The sequence below is a fragment of the Yoonia sp. TsM2_T14_4 genome (genome assembly GCF_049602355.1).
GTDB classification, from domain to species: domain Bacteria; phylum Pseudomonadota; class Alphaproteobacteria; order Rhodobacterales; family Rhodobacteraceae; genus Yoonia; species Yoonia vestfoldensis_A.
In genome coordinates this window covers 244,259-264,625 of record NZ_CP187137.1, presented here as the reverse complement: position 1 = coordinate 264,625, position 20,367 = coordinate 244,259, and the positions used below count along the sequence as shown (strand labels likewise).

The window sequence follows — 20,367 nt, the reverse complement described above, 5'->3', positions numbered from 1 at the left end:
GGCAGTATGGGCAGATGACAGCGCTCGATCGATATGTGCGTCTGGAAAGCGATGGGCTCTGGCGGCCTGCGCCTGACCAGCAGCGCCGGCAGGTCACAATCTCTTTTGGCGATGCGACGCTGGTCATTGCCGACGGCGCCGCGCGCCCGCTGGCGCATTGGTCGCTGCCCGCGGTGATCCGTCTGAACCCTGACGAGCGCCCCGCGATCTATGCCCCTGATCAAGAGGCAAGCGAGGCACTGGAGATCGCCGACGAGATCATGATCGACGCCATCGAAGAGGTCCGCAAATCGCTGGCCAAGTCACGTCCACAGCCCGGAAAACTGCGTCACTGGATCACGGCAGGGATCGTGGCCGCGACGCTGGCGCTGGCCGTGTTCTGGCTGCCCGGCGCGCTGATGCGACAGACACTGGCGGTGGTGCCAAACGCCAAACGGGTCGAGATCGGCGCAATCATCCTTGCCCATGTGCAGACCAAAACCGGCGCGGTCTGCCGCGATACGACCGCACAGGCAGCGGCAGGTACACTGGCGACACGGGTTTTCGGGGCGGGCACGCCGCTCAACATCGTTGTCGTGCCAAAGCTGGACCAAGGGGCGCTGGCGATGCCGGGCGGGCTGATCATTCTGGATGCGGGACTGTTGCAGGCGGCAGATGATCCGGTGGCCGTGGCGGGGTTCGTGTTGGCCAGCCATGTGGCGCTCGGCAACCACGACAGCCTTGAACCCGTGCTCCGGCAAGCAGGGCTGGCCACAACCTTTGGCTTGCTGACGACAGGTGATATTCCGCGCGACGTATTGCAGCGCCATACCGAAGCCGTTTTGGACCAGCCCGCACCGCAGGCCGATCCTGCCGATCTACGTCGCGCCTTCGCGGCGGCCAATCTGCCACAACGGCCCTATCAGGTGCTGGCGGATGCGCGCAGCGGCACGATGCCTGATCTGGGCCGTGATCAACTAGACGGCCAGCCATCGCCACCGGTGATGACCGACAGCGCGTGGATCAGTTTGCAGAACATCTGCAACCGCTGACGGCTATTTGGTGCCGAACATCCGGTCGCCTGCATCCCCCAGACCCGGCACGATATAGCCGCGATCATTCAGGTGGCTGTCAATGGCGGCGGTGACAATCGGCACATCGGGATGCGCCGCGCGCATCCGCGCGATACCTTCGGGGGCGGCCAGCAGGCACAGGAAACGGATATTCGTGGCCCCCGCCTGTTTCAACAGATCAATCGCCGCGACAGACGAATTACCGGTGGCCAGCATTGGATCAACGGCGATGACCAGCCGGTCCTCCAGCTCTGTGGGGACCTTGAAATAATATTGCACCGGCTGCAGGGTTTCTTCGTCGCGGTAAAGCCCCACGAACCCCACGCGCGCCGAGGGGATCAGTTCCAGCACGCCATCCAGCAACCCGTTGCCCGCGCGCAGGATCGACACCAGCGCCAGTTTCTTGCCGTCGATCACCGGCGCATCCATCGGTTCCAGCGGCGTGTCGATCCGGCGGGTCGTCATCGGCAGACCGCGCGTCACCTCATAGGCGAGCAACTGGCTGATCTCGCGCAGCAACTGGCGGAACAGCGCGGTGGAGGTTTCCCTTTGCCGCATCAACGTCAGCTTATGCTGCACCAGCGGATGGGTAACATGGGTGACATGGTCGTTCATTGGGCAGGCTCCAGTCGTTTGGCCACACGGGCACGGGTGGCGTCGTCGCAGAAAGCGGCGGTAAGGGCGGTTTGGTTCAACGCGGCAAAATCGGCCGCGTCCCAGCCGAATGTCCGGTGTAGCAGGTCACATTCGGCCGTCATCGTGGTATGAAAGAACGGCGGATCATCGGTCGAGACCGTGACCTTGACGCCCGCATCGCGCAGGCGGGCGATGGGGTGGCTGGCCCAGTCGGTGACTGCCTTGAGGACGACATTGGACCCGGGGCAGACCTCCAGCACGATATCCTTGTCCACGATCTCGCGCAGCAAGGCGGGATCGTCGATCGCCCCGATGCCGTGGCCGATACGGGCGACCTTCAGATCGCGGATGGTTTCGGCCACCATGGATGCACCGCCCCATTCGCCTGCATGACAGGTCAGGGGCAAGCCCGCTTCGCGCGCGATGTCGAAAGAATAGGCATAATCGGCAGGCCGCCCCGCCAATTCACCACCTGCCATGCCATACCCGACAACAAAGCCGCCAAAGGTTTCCGCCGCACAGCGCGCCGCAGGTTTGCAAGCATCGGGGCCGAAATGGCGGATGCCGGTCACGATCCCGCGCATCGTGATGCCGAAACGCGCCTCGCCTTCGGCCGCGGCGTCGGACATCGCGGCAAGGTAATCCTTCCATGCCACCAGATCACCACCGCCGCAGAAATCGGGAGAGACGAAAGTTTCCATGTAAACAACACCGTGTTGCGCGGTTTCTTCCAGCACGGCCAGCGTCAGGCGGCGGAAATCATCGGGCGTTTGCAGGGTGGTGCAGGCGGCCTCGTAAACCTTCAGGAAATGGTCGAAATCGCGGAAATCATAGCCGCCTGCGGGGGTGAAAATCCCGCTGATGTCGATCTTTTTCTCAGCCGCGAGCATGCGGATGAAATCGGGCGGCGCGCAGCCTTCCAGATGGGTGTGCAGTTCGATCTTGGGAAGCGTTTGAAAACTCATAAAAAACTCTTTCCTGCGCCGCGATAGGGCACTGACAAATGATCCGCGATGCTGGCCGCAACATCCGAAAAGGCCAGATGCCCCAAGGGTCCGTCCCCGATTCCATGCACCAGCACCGGCACCCGTTCGCGGGTATGGTCGGTGCCGGGCCATGTCGGGTCATTGCCATGGTCGGCGGTGACGATCAACAGATCATCCTTGGCCAGACGTGCCAAAAGCGCGCCCAGTGCCGCATCGAACCACGCCAGATGTACAGCATAGCCAGCCACATCGCGCCTGTGGCCATAGTCGCTGTCGAATTCGACAAGATTGGCAAAGATGAAATCGCCGTCATCGGCTGTGTCCAGCAGATCGCTGATGTAATCCATCAGCACGGCATCCTTGCCCTTGTACAAAGTATCGATACCCTGCATCGAAAAGATATCACCGATCTTGCCCACGGCATGTACCTTGCCGCCCGCCGCCTGCACATCGTCGCAGATCGACGGGCCGGGCAGCGGGATCGCGTAATCCTTGCGGTTGGCGGTGCGGGTAAAGGCACCGACCTCACCGATGAAAGGCCGTGCGATGACGCGACCGACCTTCATTGCATGCAGCGTGGGCGCAAGATCGGCGCAAAGCTGGTAAAGCCGGTCCAGCCCAAAATGATCCTCATGTGCCGCGATCTGCAAGACGCTATCGGCAGAGGTATAGCAGATGGGCCAGCCGTGGCGCAGATGTGCCGCGCCTTCACGGTCGATGATCGCAGTACCGGAGGCGTGGCAATTGCCCAAGATGCCGCCGGTCCCAGCCGCCTTGCAGATTTGCGCAGTCAGATCAGGCGGAAAGGCAGGCGTCGTGTCGGGGAAATGGTGCCAGTCCCAAGGCACCGGCACGCCCGCCAGTTCCCAATGACCCGACGGCGTGTCCTTGCCGCGCGACACTTCGGTTGCGGCCCCCCATGCGCCGGTCGGCACAGCACCAAGCCCCGGTACCTCTGACCCAGAGGCCAGTTGCACCGATGCCCCCAGCCCCAGTGCATCCAGATGCGGCAGGCGCAGCGGCACCGCCTTCGCGATATGGCCAAGGGTATTTGCGCCGGTATCGGGCAGGTCGCCGTTGAAATATTGCGCGGCATCGGGTGCCCCGCCAATGCCCACGCTGTCGATCACGATCAGGATTGCGCGCGCCATCAGCCGATCCTTTCCAGAACAAGAGCGCCGGGCACGGCTGCGGCGCCAATGGTGATCGCCGCCCGCACGGCGCGCGCGGCGTCTATCGCGGCTTCTTCGGTCGCGGCATGCAGCGTGCACAGCGGCTGGCCGCGCGTCACGGAGGCACCCAGCCCGATCATGTCAGTCAGCCCGACGGATGGGTTGATCCGGTCGGTTTCAATCCGCCGCCCGCCTCCCAAGCCCACAACGACCAGCCCCAGCGCCTCGCCGTCAATAGCGGTGATATGGCCGCTGTCCGGTGCCGTAACCTCGCCCATGATGGGGGCTGCGGGCAGATGGGTGCGCCAATCCTCGGCCATGTCGGGTGGACCGCCCATCGCGGCGATCATGCGGGCAAAGCGTTCCATCGCCTCGCCCGACGACAGCGCCAGCGCGACTTGCGCGCTGGCCTCGGGCGCGCTCCGGCCTTGCAAGGTCAGCAGATGCACGCAAAGCGCCTTGGTCAATTCCGTCAGGCGGGGGGCGGCGGCGCTGTTGCCTTCCAGCACTTCCATGCAGACCGCAACCTCGACCGCATTGCCCAGCGCGGGGGCAAGAGGCGCGTTCATGTCGGTGATCAGCGCTGCCGTTCGGCACCCTGCCCCATTGGCCGCGCTGACCAGCGCCTGCGCCAGCGCACGCGCGTCATCCGGCGTTTTCATGAAAGCGCCCGATCCGCATTTGACATCCAGTATCAGACCATCCAGCCCAGCCGCCAGTTTCTTGGACAGGATCGACGCCGTGATCAGGTCGATGGAGCCCACCGTCGCCGTCACATCGCGGATCGCGTATAGCCTGCGGTCGGCGGGCGCGATCTGGCCTGTCGCGCTCACGATGGCGCAGCCCACCTCGCGCGTTATCTGGCGCAGGTGCTGTTCCGTGACTTGAGTAGACAGGCCGGGAATTGCCTCCAGCTTATCGAGCGTGCCGCCGGTATGTCCCAAGCCGCGCCCCGAAATCATCGGCACATAGGCCCCGCAGGCCGCCAGCACAGGCGCTGCAATCAGCGACACGCAATCGCCCACGCCACCTGTGGAATGTTTATCCAGCACCGGCCCCGGCAGGTCCCATGACAGCACATCACCGCTGTCACGCATCGCGCGTGTCAACGCCACGCTTCCCTGATCGGACAGACCGTTCAAACAAACTGCCATCGCAAAGGCCCCTGCCTGCGCGTCGCTGACCGAACCATTTGCCAAACCTTGCGCGAACCACCCGAGTGCTTCTGCGTCAGGCGTCTGGCGGTTGCGGATCGCGGCTATGATCGCGCGGGCGTCCAAGGGTCAGACGCGGCTCATGTAATCGGCGTCGAAACTGCCTGGCAGCAGGTCAGCCACTGTCGTGCGTTGTACGATCCCGTCCATCGTAGCCAGCGTCACGGCAACATCGCCATGCGCAAATTCTGCGATCTTTTGCCGGCAGCCACCACAGGGGCTGACCGGCTTGGGGCTGTCGGCAATCACCGCGACTTCGGCGATGCGGGTGTCACCGCCCGCAATCATCGCAGCGATGGCCCCTGCCTCGGCGCAGGTACCTTCGGGATAGGCCACGTTTTCGACGTTGCAGCCGGTGTAAATGGTGCCGGATGCCGACCGGATCGCAGCACCCACCTTGAACTTGGAATAGGGGGCATAAGCATTTTCGCGCACGGCGCGGGCATTGTCGATCAGCGACATGAAAACCTCCGGTTGGGTCAGGTCAGATTGGTGCGGCCTGCGGCGCAATGCAAGACCCGTAGGCCGGGCTTCAGCCCGGCAACGTGACCTCGAGCAATTCCAGATCATCGCTTGGCTTTGCATAGCGCGTGCGCATGCCGGGCGGGATCACAAAGGCATCGCCTGCGGTCAGGACATAGGGGTCTTTGCCCTCCCCTTCGAGCAGCATCTCGCCGGCCATGACAAAGGTGAAATGGATATCCGCCTCATGCGCCGTCCATTCCGGATCACCCGTGCCGCGCCGGATCACCTGCACACCCGCGACGCCTTTGGTATTGGCGGCAATCGTGGTGTCGCGCGCGATATAGCCGGGCAGGTGCGCGGGCTGCCAATCGGCATCCGCCGCCTTGTTGTAGACGAACTTTTGCCCCTGCCATTCACGGTCAGGCCGCAGATGCGCTGTCGGCAGCGTCATGTCGTGGTCGATCTCGGTCACATGTTCGGCGGGCACGCCGATCTCGATCACCTCGATTCCGTCAGAGGCTTCCAACACACGGTGGCGGATTTCGGGCGGCTGGATGAAACAATCCCCCGCGGTCAGGCGGATCGGGCCGCCCTGATCCTCGTACACCACATCAACCCAGCCCTTGATGCAGAAAATCAGCTGAAACCCCACCTTGTGGAAATGCACCATATCGGGAACCGGCCCGCCATCGGGGATACGGATGTGGCTGGCGATGATCGACCCGCCCAGCCGTGTCGGGATCAGGTCACGGTACTGCATCCCCGCCCGCCCGATCACCCAAGGTGCCTGATCTGCCAGTCGGCGCACGACAAAAGCGTGATCCGTACGTGGCAGCACCAGCGGCGGGTTGAGCGGATGTACACTGACCGGCGTGCCACCGGGGGATGTCAGGTCGGTCTGCCCATGCGCAAACGCCGGATCATCGGTCAATATCCGTAGGCCGGGGTTCACCCCGGCACCCTGTTCCAACCGCACCCGCAAGCCGTGGCCGGAATAGACCGCAACACTGGGGTCATCCGCGGGATAGATCATATCCAGCCGCATCCCCAGCACCTTGCCAAAAAACGCCAGATCGGCGCGCAAGTCCGTTGTCGGCAGGCAAATTTCGGCGCGGATTTCATGCAAGTGTGTCATGCAGTTTACATTGTCCCGCGCGCGAAAGATTTGCAAGATTGCGCAAAGCGTGATTAACCGCGCGGCAGGCTTTCCCTTGCGGCAGCAAATTGGTTTAACGTTAAACCATATTGAATGGAGATGATGATGGTCGATGAAACAGCGAACAGCCAGCGACAGGCTGCCCTTGATTATCATAAGTATCCCAAGCCCGGAAAACTGGAAATCCGCGCCACCAAACCGCTGGCGAACGGCCGCGATCTGGCCCGCGCCTATTCGCCGGGCGTCGCCGAAGCCTGTCTTGAAATCAAGGCAGACCCCGACACCGCCCGCGATTACACCGCGCGCGGCAATCTGGTGGCCGTGGTCACCAACGGCACGGCAGTGCTGGGGCTGGGCAATATCGGCGCGCTCGCGTCCAAACCGGTGATGGAAGGCAAGGCCGTCCTGTTCAAGAAATTCGCCAATATCGACTGTTTCGACATCGAATTGAACGAATCCGATCCTTACAAGCTGGCCGATATCGTCTGCGCGCTGGAGCCGACCTTTGGTGCCATCAACCTCGAGGATATCAAGGCCCCCGATTGTTTCATCGTCGAAAAGCTGTGCCGCGAACGGATGAACATCCCCGTGTTTCACGACGACCAGCACGGCACAGCGATTGTCGTGGGCGCGGCGGCGGTGAACGCGTTGCATGTTGCGGGCAAAAAGTTCGAGGATATTAAAATCGTCAGCACCGGCGGCGGGGCGGCCGGGATCGCCTGTCTGAACATGTTGCTGAAACTGGGCGTGAAACGCGAAAATGTCTGGCTTTGTGATATCGAAGGGCTGGTCTATCACGGCCGCGAAAAGGACATGAGCCCGCAAAAAGCCGAATATGCCCAAGGCACCGTGCCTGCGACTTTGGCCGATGTGATCGGTGGCGCGGATCTGTTTCTGGGCCTGTCCGGCCCCGGCGTTCTGAAACCCGAAATGGTGGCCCGCATGGCCGCGCGCCCGATCATCTTTGCTTTGGCCAACCCCAACCCCGAAATCGACCCTGATGCCGCCCGTGCCGTGACGCCCGATGCGATCATCGCGACGGGGCGCAGCGATTACCCCAATCAGGTCAATAACGTGCTGTGCTTTCCTTTCATCTTTCGCGGTGCGCTCGATGCCGGCGCGACCGAGATCAACGACGAGATGAAGATCGCATGTATCGAAGGCATCGCCGCGCTTGCCCGCGCGACGACCAGCGCCGAAGCCGCCGCCGCCTATAGCGGCGAAAAACTGACTTTTGGCGCGGATTACCTGATCCCCAAACCGTTTGATCCGCGCCTCATGGGTGTTGTTGCCTGCGCCGTGGCAAAGGCCGCGATGGAAACAGGCGTCGCGCTGCGGCCAATTGCGGATCTGAAAGCCTACAAGGAAAAACTCGACGGGTCGGTGTTCAAATCCGCGATGATCATGCGCCCGGTATTCGAGGCCGCGCGCACCGCATCACGCCGCATCGTCTTTGCCGAGGGCGAGGATGAACGCGTTCTGCGCGCCGCACAGGCCGTAATGGAGGACACGACCGAAACCCCGATCCTGATCGGCCGTCCCGATGTGATCGAAAGCCGCTGTGAACGCGCAGGCCTGAAAATCCGCCCCGGTGTGGATTTCAACGTCGTGAACCCCGAAAATGACCCCCGCTATCGCGATTATTGGGAAACCTATCATGGCCTGATGGCCCGGCGCGGCGTGACACCCGACCTTGCCAAGGCGATCATGCGCACCAACACAACCGCCATCGGCGCGGTCATGGTCCAGCGCGGCGAGGCCGACAGCCTGATCTGCGGCACCTTTGGCCAATTCCTGTGGCATCTAAAATATATCACCGAGATCCTTGGCACGCCCGCGTTGCACCCCGTGGGGGCCTTGTCGCTGATGATCCTTGAAGACGGGCCTTTGTTCATCGCCGACACGCAGGTCCATCCTGAACCCACGCCCGCACAAATCGCGGAATCGGTGATCGGGGCGGCACGTCACGTGCGCCGCTTTGGGTTGGAACCCAAGATCGCGCTATGTTCGCACAGCCAGTTCGGCAATCTGGATTGTGACACGGGCCGCCGGATGCGCGCGGCCATGGCGATCCTTGATAGCGCGCCCCGCGATTTCGCCTATGAAGGCGAGATGCATATCGACAGCGCGCTCGACGTGGACCTGCGCAGCCGGATTTTCCCCGGCGCGCATCTGCCGGGTCCGGCCAATACGCTGATCTTTGCCAATACCGATGCCGCATCGGGCGTACGCAATATTCTGAAAATGAAAGGCGGCGGGCTCGAGGTTGGGCCGATCCTGATGGGCATGGGGAACCGCTGTCATATCGTCACGCCGTCGATCACCGCGCGCGGTCTGCTGAACATGTCCGCAATCGCAGGCACACCGGTGGCGCATTATGGCTGATATGACACCGGTTTTCCTGTGTTTCAAATGGGGCAAGGGATATCCGTGCCGCTATACCAATATCCTGTTCCGTGCGCTGTGCGATCAGATGCAGACACCGTTCCGCTTGGTCTGTTTGACGGATGATCCCGAAGGGTTGGCCGAGGGGATCGAGACGATGCCGCTGCCTGCCTTTGCAATGGATCGCAAAGATTGGCAAAATGGGATGTGGCCAAAGCTGTCCGCCTTTGCACCCGGCCTGCTTGCGCCCGGCACGCCCGTCATCATGATGGATGTGGATGTGGTCGTGCTGCGTGATCTGACGCCGCTGTTCGATCAGCTGCGTGCCAAGGGTGGCCTGCATATCATCCGCGAGATTCCCGACACTTTGCCGCGGTGGTTTCCATCGGTCTTTGGCAAACCGTTGCTGTCGAATTCTTCTGTTGTCGGCTTCATTGCGGGCACACAGGATCACCTGTTCGAAATGTTCCGTGACAAATCTTTTGCGCAGGTCCAGCATTTTCACAATGATCAGGATTTCATTCACCATCACGCCCACGACCGGCAGCATTGGCCAATTGGCTGGATGATCAGTTTCAAGAAAGATTGCGTCTTTCATTTTCCAGTCAATCTTGTCCGACCAATCCGGCGGCCCAATGCCTTTGTTGTCATCTTTCACGGCACCCCGAACCCAGAGGATATGGTTCAAGGCCCTTTCAAACGGTGGGGCTCGCCCGAGAAATTCGGATATTTCCCTGTCCGCTGGATCAAGGATTACTGGACCCGCTATTCCCGCCCGACGGATCGTTGATAATCTTTCGGTAAAAGCGATTCCGACCTCCAGCGGGGATCAACGTGAATTGCCACAGTCAACGCATGTAGCTTGGAAGGTCCAATGTAAATTCATTCACAACATGGCATCTGTGCTGCCCTGCCATGTTGCCTGACCGGCTTGCTGCGCGTAACAAGACCGCAACAGCGGTTTTGGGAGGAACGTGGGATGGGGTATGCAGAGGTTTACGCAGGCTGGCAAAAAGACCCCGAAGGGTTCTGGATGGAGCAGGCGAAAGCAATTGACTGGGTCACGCCGCCCAGCAAGGCGCTCAACGACAGCACAGCCCCGATCTATAGCTGGTTTGCAGATTCACAGGTAAACACCTGTTACAATGCGGTGGACCGTCATGTGGCCGCAGGCCGCGGCGATCAGGCGGCGATCATTTATGATAGCCCTGTCACCGACACCAAGCGCACCATCACCTATGCGCAGTTGCTGAACAACGTATCATCGCTGGCCGGGGCCTTGCGCGCCAAGGGTATCGCCAAGGGCGACCGCGTGCTCATCTACATGCCGATGGTGCCCGAAGCATTAGAGGCGATGCTGGCCTGCGCACGGCTGGGTGCGGTGCATTCTGTCGTCTTCGGCGGGTTTGCGGCGCATGAACTGGCAGTGCGGATCAATGACGCCACGCCTAAGGCGATTATTGCAGGGTCCTGCGGGATCGAACCGGGGCGGGTGGTGAAATACAAACCCCTGCTGGATGCCGCCATCGCAGAAGCCACCCACAAGCCCGATTTCTGCGTGATCCTGCAGCGTGAACAGGGACCCGCCGACCTGATCCCCGGCCGCGATCATGACTGGCACGAGGTCCAGCAAGGTGTGACCCCTACTGAATGTGTCCCCGTCGAGGGCGATCATCCCGCTTATATTCTTTACACGTCAGGCACCACCGGTGCGCCCAAGGGGGTCGTGCGCGCAACGGCAGGCCATCTGGTTGCGCTGAACTGGACGATGAAAGCGATCTATAACGTCGATCCGGGCGATGTATTCTGGGCGGCGTCCGATGTCGGCTGGGTCGTGGGCCATTCCTATATCTGCTATGCACCGCTGATCCATGGCAACACCACCGTCGTCTTTGAAGGCAAGCCCATCGGCACGCCTGATGCCGGCACCTTCTGGCGGGTCATCGAGGAACATAACGTCCGGTCATTCTTTACAGCGCCCACGGCGTTCCGTGCGATCAAGCGCGAAGACCCCAAGGGCGAGATGATCAAGAGCTACGATATTTCTTGTCTGCGCGCGCTGTATCTGGCCGGCGAACGCGCGGATCCCGATACCATCGTCTGGGCGCAGAATGTCATGAAGGTGCCAGTCTATGACCATTGGTGGCAGACTGAAACCGGCTGGACCATCGCGGGTAATCCTGTGGGGATCGAGGCTTTGCCGGTCAAGATCGGGTCGCCGACTGTGCCGATGCCCGGCTATGACGTGCGCATATTGGACGAGGCGGGCCATCCTGTCGCGCCCGGCACGCTGGGGGCCATCGCAATCAAACTGCCTTTGCCGCCCGGCACGCTGCCGACACTGTGGAATGCCGAGGACCGCTTTCTCAAATCTTATCTGACCACCTTTCCCGGCTATTATGAAACCGGCGATGCGGGGATGATTGACGCAGATGGTTATCTTTACATCATGGCGCGCACCGATGATGTGATCAACGTGGCAGGGCATCGGTTGTCCACCGGCGCGATGGAAGAAGTCCTCGCCAACCATCCCGATGTCGGTGAATGCGCGGTGATTGGTGTGGCGGACGAGTTGAAAGGGCAATTACCTTTGGGATTTGTCTGTCTGAACAAGGGCTGCAACAAGCCTCATGACGAGATCGTCAAAGAAGTGATCAGCGCCGTGCGCGACACGATCGGGCCTGTCGCCGCGTTCAAGCTGGTCGCCGTGGTGGACCGCCTGCCGAAAACGCGGTCGGGCAAGATATTGCGCGCCACGATGGTCAAGATCGCGGATGGGCAGGATTTCAAAATGCCCGCCACCATCGACGACCCCGCGATTCTGGACGAGATCCGCGCGGCGCTGCAACCCTTGGGCTACGCCAAGACCTGACGGGGCCGTGAAGGCGCGGCCTCTTGCCAATCCGGCGCAGCGCGGCCCATAACGGGCTGCGCTGTCCGTCATGGCGTGAAACCGGAGCATTTGATGCCTATCGAAACCTTCGCCCCTGCGGGTGAGACGAAACACACGACCAGCTATTACGCCGCCAGCGCCAATCCGTCACCGGAACGGCCAAAGCTGCAAGGCGACCAGCTGATTGACATCTGCGTGGTCGGTGCGGGCTATAGCGGGCTGTCGGCGGCGCTGCATCTGGCGGAAAAGGGCTTTAAGGTCGCGATCATCGAAGGCGCGCGGGTCGGTTGGGGTGCCTCGGGGCGCAACGGCGGGCAGATCGTGAACGGGCTGAACGCCAGCCTGCAGACGATCAAGCGCCGCTACGGGCAGGATACCGCGAATTTCGTGGCCGGTCTGGTGCAGGAAGGCGGCGAGATCATCCGCGAACGTGTCGCCACCTATGACATCCAATGCGATCTGAAACATGGCAATATCTTCACCGGCCTGACCGCCGCGCATATGCGCGAGCTGGACGAACGCCGCACCCTCTGGGCCAGTTACGGCCTGCACAATCAGGACATGCTGTCCAAATCCGAATTGCGCGACCATATCGGGTCGGATGTCTATGCAGGCGGCATGATCGACCACACCGGCGGGCATATGCACCCGCTGAACCTGTGTCTGGGCGAGGCTGCGGCGTTCGAAAAACTGGGCGGCGTGATCTATGAACAATCCCCCGTCATCAGCTGCGATACCGAGGCCGACAAACCTGTCTTGCGCACGCGTGAAGGCACCATGACCTGCAACACCATGCTGCTCTGCGGCAATGCCTATCTGGGCCATGTGGTCCCTGCCCTGACCGCGCGGGTGATGCCGGTATCGACGCAGATGATGGCGACCGTCCCCTTGGGCGACAAGGCGGATGAACTGCTGCCGACCGACAAATGTGTCGAGGATGTCCGCTATATCCTCGATTATTTCCGCCTGTCCGCCGACAAACGGCTGATCTTTGGCGGCGGCACCGTTTATGGCGGCACTGATCCGGCGGATGTGGTGGCCAAACTGCGCCCCGCAATGGAAAAGGTTTATCCGCAGCTCAAAGGCGTGAAGATCGACCACGCATGGAGCGGGAATTTCGCCCTGTCCTTCAGCCGCGTCCCGCAGATGGGCCGGCTGGGTAACAACACCTATTTCGCGCATGGCTATAGCGGGCATGGGGTGACGGGGTCGCACACTTTCGGGCGCATCCTGTCCGAAGCCGTCGCCGGCGACCGCGCCCGTTTCGACGTGTTCGCCAAAGTGCCGTGGTATCCGTTCCCCGGAGGCCGGATGTTCCGCGTGCCCTATTCGATGATGGGGTCGTGGTATTATGCGCTCAGGGATCGGTTGGGGGTTTAGGGGCCCATCGCCCGTGCGGAACCACGTCCGCAGGCCGCCGCACATCGCCGCACCGCGGCCCCGCGCTGCACCGGGTCAGCGGGGGTTCACGCAAACTGCTCCCTGATCAACCTCTCCTCCAACCCATGCCCCGGATCGAACAGGATCCTGTGCCTGATCCCCGGTTCCGACCGGATCTCCACGCTCACCACATCGCGCACGGACTTGCCGTCGGCATCCGCCATCACGGGCCGTTTCGCGGGGTCGATCACGTCGAACCGCACCACCGCCTTTTTCGGCAGCAGCGCCCCCCGCCAGCGGCGCGGGCGGAAGGCGGCCATCGCGGTCAGGGTCAGCACATCGGACCCGATGGGCAGGATCGGGCCATGGGCGGAATAATTATAGGCCGTGGACCCCGCCGGTGTTGCCAGCAGCGCGCCGTCGCACACGAGTTCGGGCATCCGCAGCTTGCCATCCACGGTGATGCGCAGCTTGGCGGCTTGCGGGCCTGCGCGCAGCAGGCTGACCTCGTTGATTGCCAAGGCCTCTTGCATGGCGCCATCGACGGTCAGGGCGGTCATATGCAGCGGGTTGATCACCTCTTCCTCGGCCACGGCAAGACGCGCCGGCAGGTCGGTGTCGTGATATTCGTTCATCAGAAAGCCGACCGTGCCACGGTTCATCCCGTAGACCGGCACGTCGAGACCTTGGGTCGCATGAAGCGTCTGCAACATGAACCCGTCACCGCCCAAAGCCACGATCACATCGGCCTTGGCCTGCGGCACATCGCCGTAAGCCTGCGCCAATGCGCGCAAGGCTGATTGCGCCGCGGGCATGGCACTGGCGACAAAGGCGATCTTGACGGGCGACATTGGCGTTTTCCCCTGCGTTTGCGTTAACTTGTGGGGCGATCACACCCGAAACGCAAGCCGCCGATACGAAACATGCATGACGCGCTCATAAAGATCATGGTCGTTTTGATGCTTCAGATGCTGGGGTTTCTGGGGTAAACGGGGCGCAATCACCCTGATCCGCGCCTGCAAAGAGGATGCACCCCATGAATATCACGATCCGCGACCAAGGCTTTTTCACCGAAACACTCGCCACGCGCGACCCTGTGCTGCATGCCGCGATGCAGGCCGAACTGAAACGCCAGCGCAAAGAGATCGAACTGATCGCGTCGGAAAACATCGTCTCTGCCGCAGTGATGGAAGCGCAAGGCGGCGTGATGACGAACAAATACGCCGAAGGCTATCCGGGCCGCCGCTATTATGGTGGCTGCGAACACGTGGACGTGGCCGAGAACCTGGCCATCGAACGCGCCTGCCAGCTGTTTGATTGCGCCTATGTCAACGTACAGCCCAATTCGGGATCACAGGCGAACCAGGGCGTGTTTCAGGCGCTGCTGCAGCCCGGCGATACGATCCTTGGCATGTCGCTGGATGCGGGCGGCCACCTGACCCACGGCGCCAAGCCCAACCAGTCCGGCAAATGGTTCAACGCCATCCAGTATGGCGTGCGCCGTCAAGACAACCTGCTGGATTATGACGAGGTCGCGCGCCTTGCTACCGAACACCAGCCCAAGATGATCATCGCCGGTGGCTCCGCCATCCCCCGCATCATCGATTTCGCCAAAATGCGCGAGATTGCCGACAGCGTGGGGGCCTATCTGCTGGTCGATATGGCGCATTTCGCGGGTCTGGTGGCGGCGGGCCTCTACCCCTCGCCCTTCCCGCATGCCCATGTCGCCACAACGACGACCCACAAAACACTGCGCGGCCCACGCGGTGGCATGATCCTGACCAATGACGAGGATCTGGCGAAGAAATTCAACTCGGCCATTTTCCCGGGCATTCAGGGTGGCCCGTTGATGCATGTGATCGCAGGCAAGGCCGTCGCATTTGGCGAAGCATTGCGGCCCGAGTTCAAGACCTATCAGGCACAGGTCATCAAGAACGCGCAGGCGCTGGCCGATCAGCTGATGAAAGGTGGTCTGGATATCGTCACCGGCGGCACCGATACGCATGTGATGCTGGTCGATCTGCGCCCCAAGGGTGTGAAGGGCAATGCCACCGAAAAGGCACTGGGCCGCGCGCATATCACCTGCAACAAGAACGGTATCCCGTTTGACCCCGAAAAACCGATGGTCACATCTGGCATCCGTCTTGGCACGCCCGCAGGCACGACGCGTGGTTTCGGCGAGGCCGAGTTCCGCCAGATCGGTGACTGGATCGTCGAAGTCACCGAAGGTCTGGCCGCCAATGGCGAGGATGGCAATGGTGACGTCGAGGCCAAAGTCCGCTCCGAAGTCGAAGCGCTGTGCGACCGGTTCCCGATCTACACCAACCTGTGACCTTGCAGGTAGGGTGGGCCAAGACCCACCTTACCGCGCTCAGACCAGCCCGCGCTGGACCAGCACGACGATCACCAGGATCGCCGTAAGCAGCAGCCCAAAGGCGATCGAGGCCGCGACGTTCAGCGCCGCGGTCCACCGTCGTTGCTTCATATCGATTTGGTCCAGATAGGCCAGCGCGTTGCGATGCGCGGCGTCTAGCCTGGGCATGTCGATCATCCGCTGCAGCTTGGGATTGTCGGCCAGCGATTCGGCCTGAGCCAGATAAATCAGATCGCGGCGCAGGGCGCGCGGCAGGAAACGGCGGGCCTTGTGGACCTGTGCTTGAAACGTACGGGCGCGCAGTCCGAGCTTTTGTGTCAAAAGCGCGCTGATCTCTGCTACCTGCTTGTGTATGTCGGGTGCCATGAACGCCGCGGTAAATCGTTCGCGTGGCAGCCTCAATCCCTCTGGCCAGCGCAGGTCAGGAAGGTTAGCAACAGATGCATGTTGAACACGGTCCTGCATGACGGCCCCGGTGCTGTCCCCCTTTTGATTGCCCACGGGCTGTTCGGGTCTGCCCGCAACTGGGGGGTCATCGCGAAAAAGCTGTCTGAAACGCGGCCTGTCATTACGGTCGACATGCGCAACCATGCGGACAGCCCATGGTTTGACAGCCATTCCTATCCAGACATGGCCGCAGATCTGGCGCAGGTGATGGACCGGCCCATGGATGTGTTGGGCCATTCGATGGGGGGCAAGGCCGCGATGGTGCTGGCGGTGCAGCGCCCCGATCTGGTGCGCAAGCTGATCGTCGGCGATATAGCACCCGTCGCCTATACCCACGACCAGCATGGGCCGATTGCCGCGATGCGACGCGTGCGACTGGACGCGGTGGCCAACAGGGGCGAGGCCAAGGCGCAGCTGGGCGATCTGGAGCCGGGGGTTGCGGATTTCCTGCTGCAAAGTCTTGATATGAAAAACAAATGCTGGCGGCTGAACCTTGATGTGCTCCAAGCCGAGATGGACAACATAATCGGCTTTCCACAGCTGGACGGACAGTTCACCGGGCCGACCCTGTTTTTGTCGGGGACCAAGTCCGATTACGTCACCGCCGCCCACCGCGCGCCGGTCAAAGCGCTGTTTCCCAATGCGCGTTTCGCCAAGATCCCTGATGCGGGGCACTGGCTGCATGCGGAACAACCGCGCGCCTTCATCGGGTCGGTCGCGGCGTTTCTGGGTTAGAGCAAATCTTGCGCCCTGCCGGCCGGTCTACTAGTATCGTGGTATCAACAACGAAAGTAATGCCGATGATCCGTCTGCTTGCCCTTGTCGCCATCCTTGGCCTGTCTGCCTGCAACACCGTGCAAGGCGTGGGGCGCGATATCACCAGCGCCGGACAAGCCGTCGAAAACGCGTTCTGATCTACCAGAGCTGGGCCGAGGTCCAGACCACGGCCAGACAGGCACCACCAAGAAACATCGCAAAGCCGTGGGGCAGATAATGCATCGTCGCCTCCATCAGGTTGATGCAGCCTTAACGTGCGAAGATGACATTTTGATCCCGACGCTCAGCGAATGTTTTGCGTGATTGCGCGGGCAACCGCCCAACTGGCGGGGATCCCCAGTATCGCCCCCGCCGCCGCCGCGATGATGATCGGCCCCCGCGTGTCATACCCGCTCGCCAGCGCCGCGATCACGAAACTGCCCGCAAAACTGGTCCCGATGATGCTGTAGAGCATGGCTGCAAGACGAAACATGGCTGACCCCTCTGGAATGCACTGTCGCGCAAGGCGTAGCGGAGGCGGCAGGGGTGTGCCTTGATGTGGGTCAAGTGGGGGGTGGGTGTGCCTTTGGCAGATCGAGGACGCAACGGCAGCGTGCGGTGCGCAGCAAGTGCGTATCCACTGACGACTCGGTCAAAACCCTCAATGAAGATTGCCTCGGAAATCAACCTAAGATTTATGTAGCGCGGGTAGTACAACCTGTGCTTAACTCATCCTTAATGGATTTTATGGTAGTAAGTTACAGTTGATGCCGTCATCAGAAATGATCGCCGAAGTTCGGCGGTTTCTCGCAGACTATGGAGTATCAAAGTGGGAACTTGTTGCTCTCTTAATACTTTTAGCCGTATTGTGGAGGCTTCCGACAATACTGACACATCGTCGTGAGATGGCCAAAATTAAGGCGGATTTTGCTGTTAAAAGCGCTAGCCTACAGGCGAAGATAGAAGATACGCGCACCAAACGTGCGTTGAAGGCTTCAAAAGGTAGGGCAAAATGATGTATGATGTGATGAGTTGGGCCGCTGCAATCGCGATAACTGCTACTGTAGTGGTCGCCTTGCTAGTGTATTTGAAGGCCAGAACACTATCAAACCAGATTATGGCTGTATCTTCGAAGCAATTTCATGATGCTGCTGCGAGTCTGCTACAAACTGCTGATGAGCTCCCAGATAGTGTGTTGGAGATCATCGCACAGATGGATCGTCTAGCAAAATCGAAGCACGTCAGCAGCGCCTTACTGGTAGCGCTCCGTGGTGATCAGCCCTTGAATGGGGCTTCGATCGATTCGGGTGTTGCTGATAAAGCGTCGGACATCGCGGCGATGCGGCAAGAACTTCAAGACCTTCTCTCGGCCGCAGTTACAGGCTGGCTGCAGTATATCTCTCATCAGAATGTAGTGATGAACGTTCGGATATCTTTTGCAGTCATGAGACTAAAGTCTGAGGGGATGAACTCAGCACGAGCTGAGCACACTGTTGGATTCAGTTTTCTCCAGAAAATGACGAGTAGTCCCTGCTAACTGGCTCGACCAGAAGATGGATGGTTTTGTCGCTCACCAGCCGACTCAACTATCCATCTTCAGCGCCGAAATAAACGCCTCCTGCGGGATGTCCACCTTCCCGAACTGCCGCATCTTCTTTTTGCCGGCCTTCTGCTTGTCCAGCAGCTTGCGCTTGCGCGTGGCGTCACCGCCATAGCATTTCGCGGTCACGTCCTTGCGCAGCGCCGACAGTGTTTCGCGGGCGATGACCTTGCCGCCGATGGCCGCCTGGATCGGGATTTTGAACATGTGGCGGGGGATCAGGTCTTTGAGCTTTTCCACCATCGCGCGGCCGCGCATCTCGGCCCGGTCGCGGTGCACCATCATCGACAGCGCATCGACGGGTTCGTCGTTGACCAGCACGGACATCTTGACCAGATAATCCTCTTGGTAGCCCGTCAGGACATAATCAAAAGACGCATAGCCCTTGGTCACGGATTTCAGGCGGTCGTAGAAGTCGAACACCACCTCGTTCAGCGGCAGATCGTACACCACCATCGCGCGGCTACCCGCATAGGTCAGGTCAAGCTGCACGCCGCGGCGGTCCTGACACAGTTTCAGCACGTCACCAAGGTAATCGTCCGGCACAAGGATCGTCGCCTTGATGCGCGGTTCTTCCAGATGGTCGATCAGCGTCAGGTCGGGCATGTCGGCGGGGTTGTGCAATTCGCGCATCTCGCCGTCGCGCATATGCAGGTGATAGACCACCGAAGGGGCGGTCGTGATCAGGTCGATGTCATATTCGCGTTCGATCCGGTCGCGGATCACCTCCAGATGCAGCAGGCCGAGGAACCCGCAGCGAAAGCCGAAGCCGAGCGCGGCGGATGTTTCCATCTCAAAGCTGAAGCTTGCATCATTCAGCGCCAGTTTCTCGATCGCGTCACGCAGGTCTTCGAATAGCGACGAATCAACGGGGAAAAGGCCGCAAAACACCACGGGTTGCGCGGGTTTAAAACCGGGCAGCGCCTGATCGGTACCCTTTTTCTCGGATGTGATCGTGTCGCCGACGCGGGTGTCGCGCACCTGTTTGATGGACGCCGTGATGAACCCGATTTCACCGGGGCCAAGGATTTCGACATCCTGCATCTTGGGCCGGAACACCCCGATCTTGTCGATCTGGTGAACGGTGCCGTTGGACATGAACCGCACACGGTCGTTTTTCTTCATCGTCCCGTCGATGATCCGCACCAGCACGATGACGCCAAGATAACTGTCGTACCAGCTGTCCACCAGCATCGCCTTTAATGGCGCGTCGCGATCGCCCTGCGGGGCGGGCAGCAGGTTGACGATGGCTTCAAGCGTTTCGTGAATGCCGATACCGGTTTTCGCCGACACGCGGATCGCACCGGATGCATCAAGCCCGATCACATCCTCGATCTGGGCTGCGACCTGATCGCATTCGGATGCCGGCAGGTCGATCTTGTTCAGCACTGGCACGATTTCATGGCCCGCATCGAGCGCGTGATAGACATTGGCCAGCGTCTGCGCCTCGACCCCTTGGGTGCTGTCCACGACCAGCAGTGACCCTTCGACGGCGCGCATCGACCGCGACACTTCATAGGCAAAATCGACGTGGCCGGGGGTGTCGATCAGGTTCAGAACATAGGCGCGGCCATTGTCGGCGGTGTAATCGATCCGCACCGTGTTGGCCTTGATCGTGATGCCGCGTTCGCGTTCGATATCCATGCTGTCAAGCATCTGTTCCTTCATATCGCGCGCGGCCACGGTATTGGTCGACTGGATCAACCGGTCGGCCAGAGTGGATTTACCGTGGTCGATATGCGCCACGATCGAGAAATTGCGGATATGCGAAAGGTCTGTCATGGCTGGGATATGATGCGGATTCCGGTTCCCGTCAATCTCGATGTTGCCGCCGTCCCGGACTTGCTCCGG

The 20,367-nt window shown here is 60.9% G+C and carries 19 protein-coding genes; 9 read left to right on the top strand and 10 right to left on the bottom strand.

The annotated features are described in order from the left end of the window. Positions 1–14 precede the first annotated feature (14 nt). Positions 15–1,031, top strand: a complete 1,017-nt coding sequence (locus ACPF9B_RS01225; protein WP_424178676.1) for a hypothetical protein — start codon at positions 15–17, stop codon at positions 1,029–1,031. A 3-nt stretch (positions 1,032–1,034) separates the two neighbouring features. Here ACPF9B_RS01225 and upp read toward each other — a convergent pair whose 3' ends face one another. From upp to ACPF9B_RS01195, 6 genes are all read right to left on the bottom strand, one after another. Then, positions 1,035–1,667 (bottom strand): uracil phosphoribosyltransferase, encoded by a 633-nt coding sequence (upp, locus tag ACPF9B_RS01220; RefSeq protein ID WP_007205822.1) that lies wholly within the window; start codon positions 1,665–1,667, stop codon positions 1,035–1,037. Further along, a complete protein-coding gene (locus tag ACPF9B_RS01215; RefSeq protein WP_424178674.1) occupies positions 1,664–2,653 on the bottom strand; it encodes an adenosine deaminase in 990 nt (329 codons plus the stop codon). The genes upp and ACPF9B_RS01215 overlap by 4 nt, the downstream gene beginning before the upstream one ends. After that, complete coding sequence (locus tag ACPF9B_RS01210; RefSeq protein WP_424178672.1) at positions 2,650–3,825, bottom strand: phosphopentomutase; 1,176 nt, start codon at positions 3,823–3,825, stop codon at positions 2,650–2,652. Before ACPF9B_RS01210 ends, ACPF9B_RS01215 begins: the two co-directional genes overlap by 4 nt. Beyond that, positions 3,825–5,126 (bottom strand): thymidine phosphorylase, encoded by a 1,302-nt coding sequence (locus ACPF9B_RS01205; protein WP_424178670.1) that lies wholly within the window; start codon positions 5,124–5,126, stop codon positions 3,825–3,827. Before ACPF9B_RS01205 ends, ACPF9B_RS01210 begins: the two co-directional genes overlap by 1 nt. Before the next feature lie 3 nt (positions 5,127–5,129). Next, positions 5,130–5,522 (bottom strand): cytidine deaminase, encoded by a 393-nt coding sequence (locus tag ACPF9B_RS01200; protein ID WP_040482887.1) that lies wholly within the window; start codon positions 5,520–5,522, stop codon positions 5,130–5,132. 70 nt (positions 5,523–5,592) lie between these two features. Further along, positions 5,593–6,660: a cupin domain-containing protein gene (locus tag ACPF9B_RS01195; RefSeq protein ID WP_424178668.1), complete on the bottom strand. Its 1,068-nt coding sequence runs from the start codon at positions 6,658–6,660 to the stop codon at positions 5,593–5,595. 126 nt (positions 6,661–6,786) lie between these two features. Here ACPF9B_RS01195 and ACPF9B_RS01190 point away from each other — a divergent pair, with 126 nt between their 5' ends. The 4 genes from ACPF9B_RS01190 to ACPF9B_RS01175 all read left to right on the top strand — a co-directional run bounded on the left by ACPF9B_RS01190 (position 6,787) and on the right by ACPF9B_RS01175 (position 13,339). Next, a complete protein-coding gene (locus ACPF9B_RS01190) occupies positions 6,787–9,066 on the top strand; it encodes an NADP-dependent malic enzyme (RefSeq protein ID WP_040483238.1) in 2,280 nt (759 codons plus the stop codon). Next, positions 9,059–9,856: a putative nucleotide-diphospho-sugar transferase gene (locus ACPF9B_RS01185; protein WP_007205829.1), complete on the top strand. Its 798-nt coding sequence runs from the start codon at positions 9,059–9,061 to the stop codon at positions 9,854–9,856. Before ACPF9B_RS01190 ends, ACPF9B_RS01185 begins: the two co-directional genes overlap by 8 nt. A gap of 189 nt (positions 9,857–10,045) precedes the next feature. Beyond that, positions 10,046–11,938 (top strand): propionyl-CoA synthetase, encoded by a 1,893-nt coding sequence (locus ACPF9B_RS01180; RefSeq protein ID WP_007205830.1) that lies wholly within the window; start codon positions 10,046–10,048, stop codon positions 11,936–11,938. Between the two features lie 93 nt (positions 11,939–12,031). Further along, positions 12,032–13,339, top strand: a complete 1,308-nt coding sequence (locus tag ACPF9B_RS01175; protein WP_424178665.1) for an NAD(P)/FAD-dependent oxidoreductase — start codon at positions 12,032–12,034, stop codon at positions 13,337–13,339. An 86-nt stretch (positions 13,340–13,425) separates the two neighbouring features. Here the strand turns inward: ACPF9B_RS01175 and ACPF9B_RS01170 are convergent, their stop codons facing one another. Continuing rightward, complete coding sequence (locus ACPF9B_RS01170) at positions 13,426–14,190, bottom strand: NAD kinase (protein ID WP_007205832.1); 765 nt, start codon at positions 14,188–14,190, stop codon at positions 13,426–13,428. 185 nt (positions 14,191–14,375) lie between these two features. On the opposite strand from ACPF9B_RS01170, the gene glyA reads away from it, so the two are divergent. Beyond that, positions 14,376–15,671, top strand: coding sequence for a serine hydroxymethyltransferase (glyA, locus tag ACPF9B_RS01165; protein WP_424178663.1), 1,296 nt, complete (start codon positions 14,376–14,378; stop codon positions 15,669–15,671). Between the two features lie 39 nt (positions 15,672–15,710). Here the strand turns inward: glyA and ACPF9B_RS01160 are convergent, their stop codons facing one another. Next, positions 15,711–16,079 carry a hypothetical protein gene (locus tag ACPF9B_RS01160; protein WP_424178661.1) on the bottom strand — a complete coding sequence of 123 codons (369 nt, stop codon included), beginning with the start codon at positions 16,077–16,079 and terminating at the stop codon, positions 15,711–15,713. A 78-nt stretch (positions 16,080–16,157) separates the two neighbouring features. Here ACPF9B_RS01160 and ACPF9B_RS01155 point away from each other — a divergent pair, with 78 nt between their 5' ends. Both ACPF9B_RS01155 and ACPF9B_RS01150 read left to right on the top strand, forming a co-directional pair. Next, complete coding sequence (locus ACPF9B_RS01155; RefSeq protein WP_424178659.1) at positions 16,158–16,895, top strand: alpha/beta fold hydrolase; 738 nt, start codon at positions 16,158–16,160, stop codon at positions 16,893–16,895. A 65-nt stretch (positions 16,896–16,960) separates the two neighbouring features. Further along, entirely contained in the window at positions 16,961–17,074 is a 114-nt protein-coding gene (locus ACPF9B_RS01150) for an entericidin A/B family lipoprotein (protein WP_110549092.1), read from the top strand. A gap of 146 nt (positions 17,075–17,220) precedes the next feature. Here ACPF9B_RS01150 and ACPF9B_RS01145 read toward each other — a convergent pair whose 3' ends face one another. After that, positions 17,221–17,409: a hypothetical protein gene (locus ACPF9B_RS01145; protein ID WP_040482889.1), complete on the bottom strand. Its 189-nt coding sequence runs from the start codon at positions 17,407–17,409 to the stop codon at positions 17,221–17,223. A gap of 519 nt (positions 17,410–17,928) precedes the next feature. On the opposite strand from ACPF9B_RS01145, the gene ACPF9B_RS01140 reads away from it, so the two are divergent. Then, a complete protein-coding gene (locus ACPF9B_RS01140; RefSeq protein WP_424178657.1) occupies positions 17,929–18,453 on the top strand; it encodes a hypothetical protein in 525 nt (174 codons plus the stop codon). Between the two features lie 45 nt (positions 18,454–18,498). Here ACPF9B_RS01140 and lepA read toward each other — a convergent pair whose 3' ends face one another. Beyond that, positions 18,499–20,298 carry a translation elongation factor 4 gene (gene lepA, locus ACPF9B_RS01135; RefSeq protein ID WP_424178655.1) on the bottom strand — a complete coding sequence of 600 codons (1,800 nt, stop codon included), beginning with the start codon at positions 20,296–20,298 and terminating at the stop codon, positions 18,499–18,501. Between the last annotated feature and the right edge of the window lie 69 nt (positions 20,299–20,367).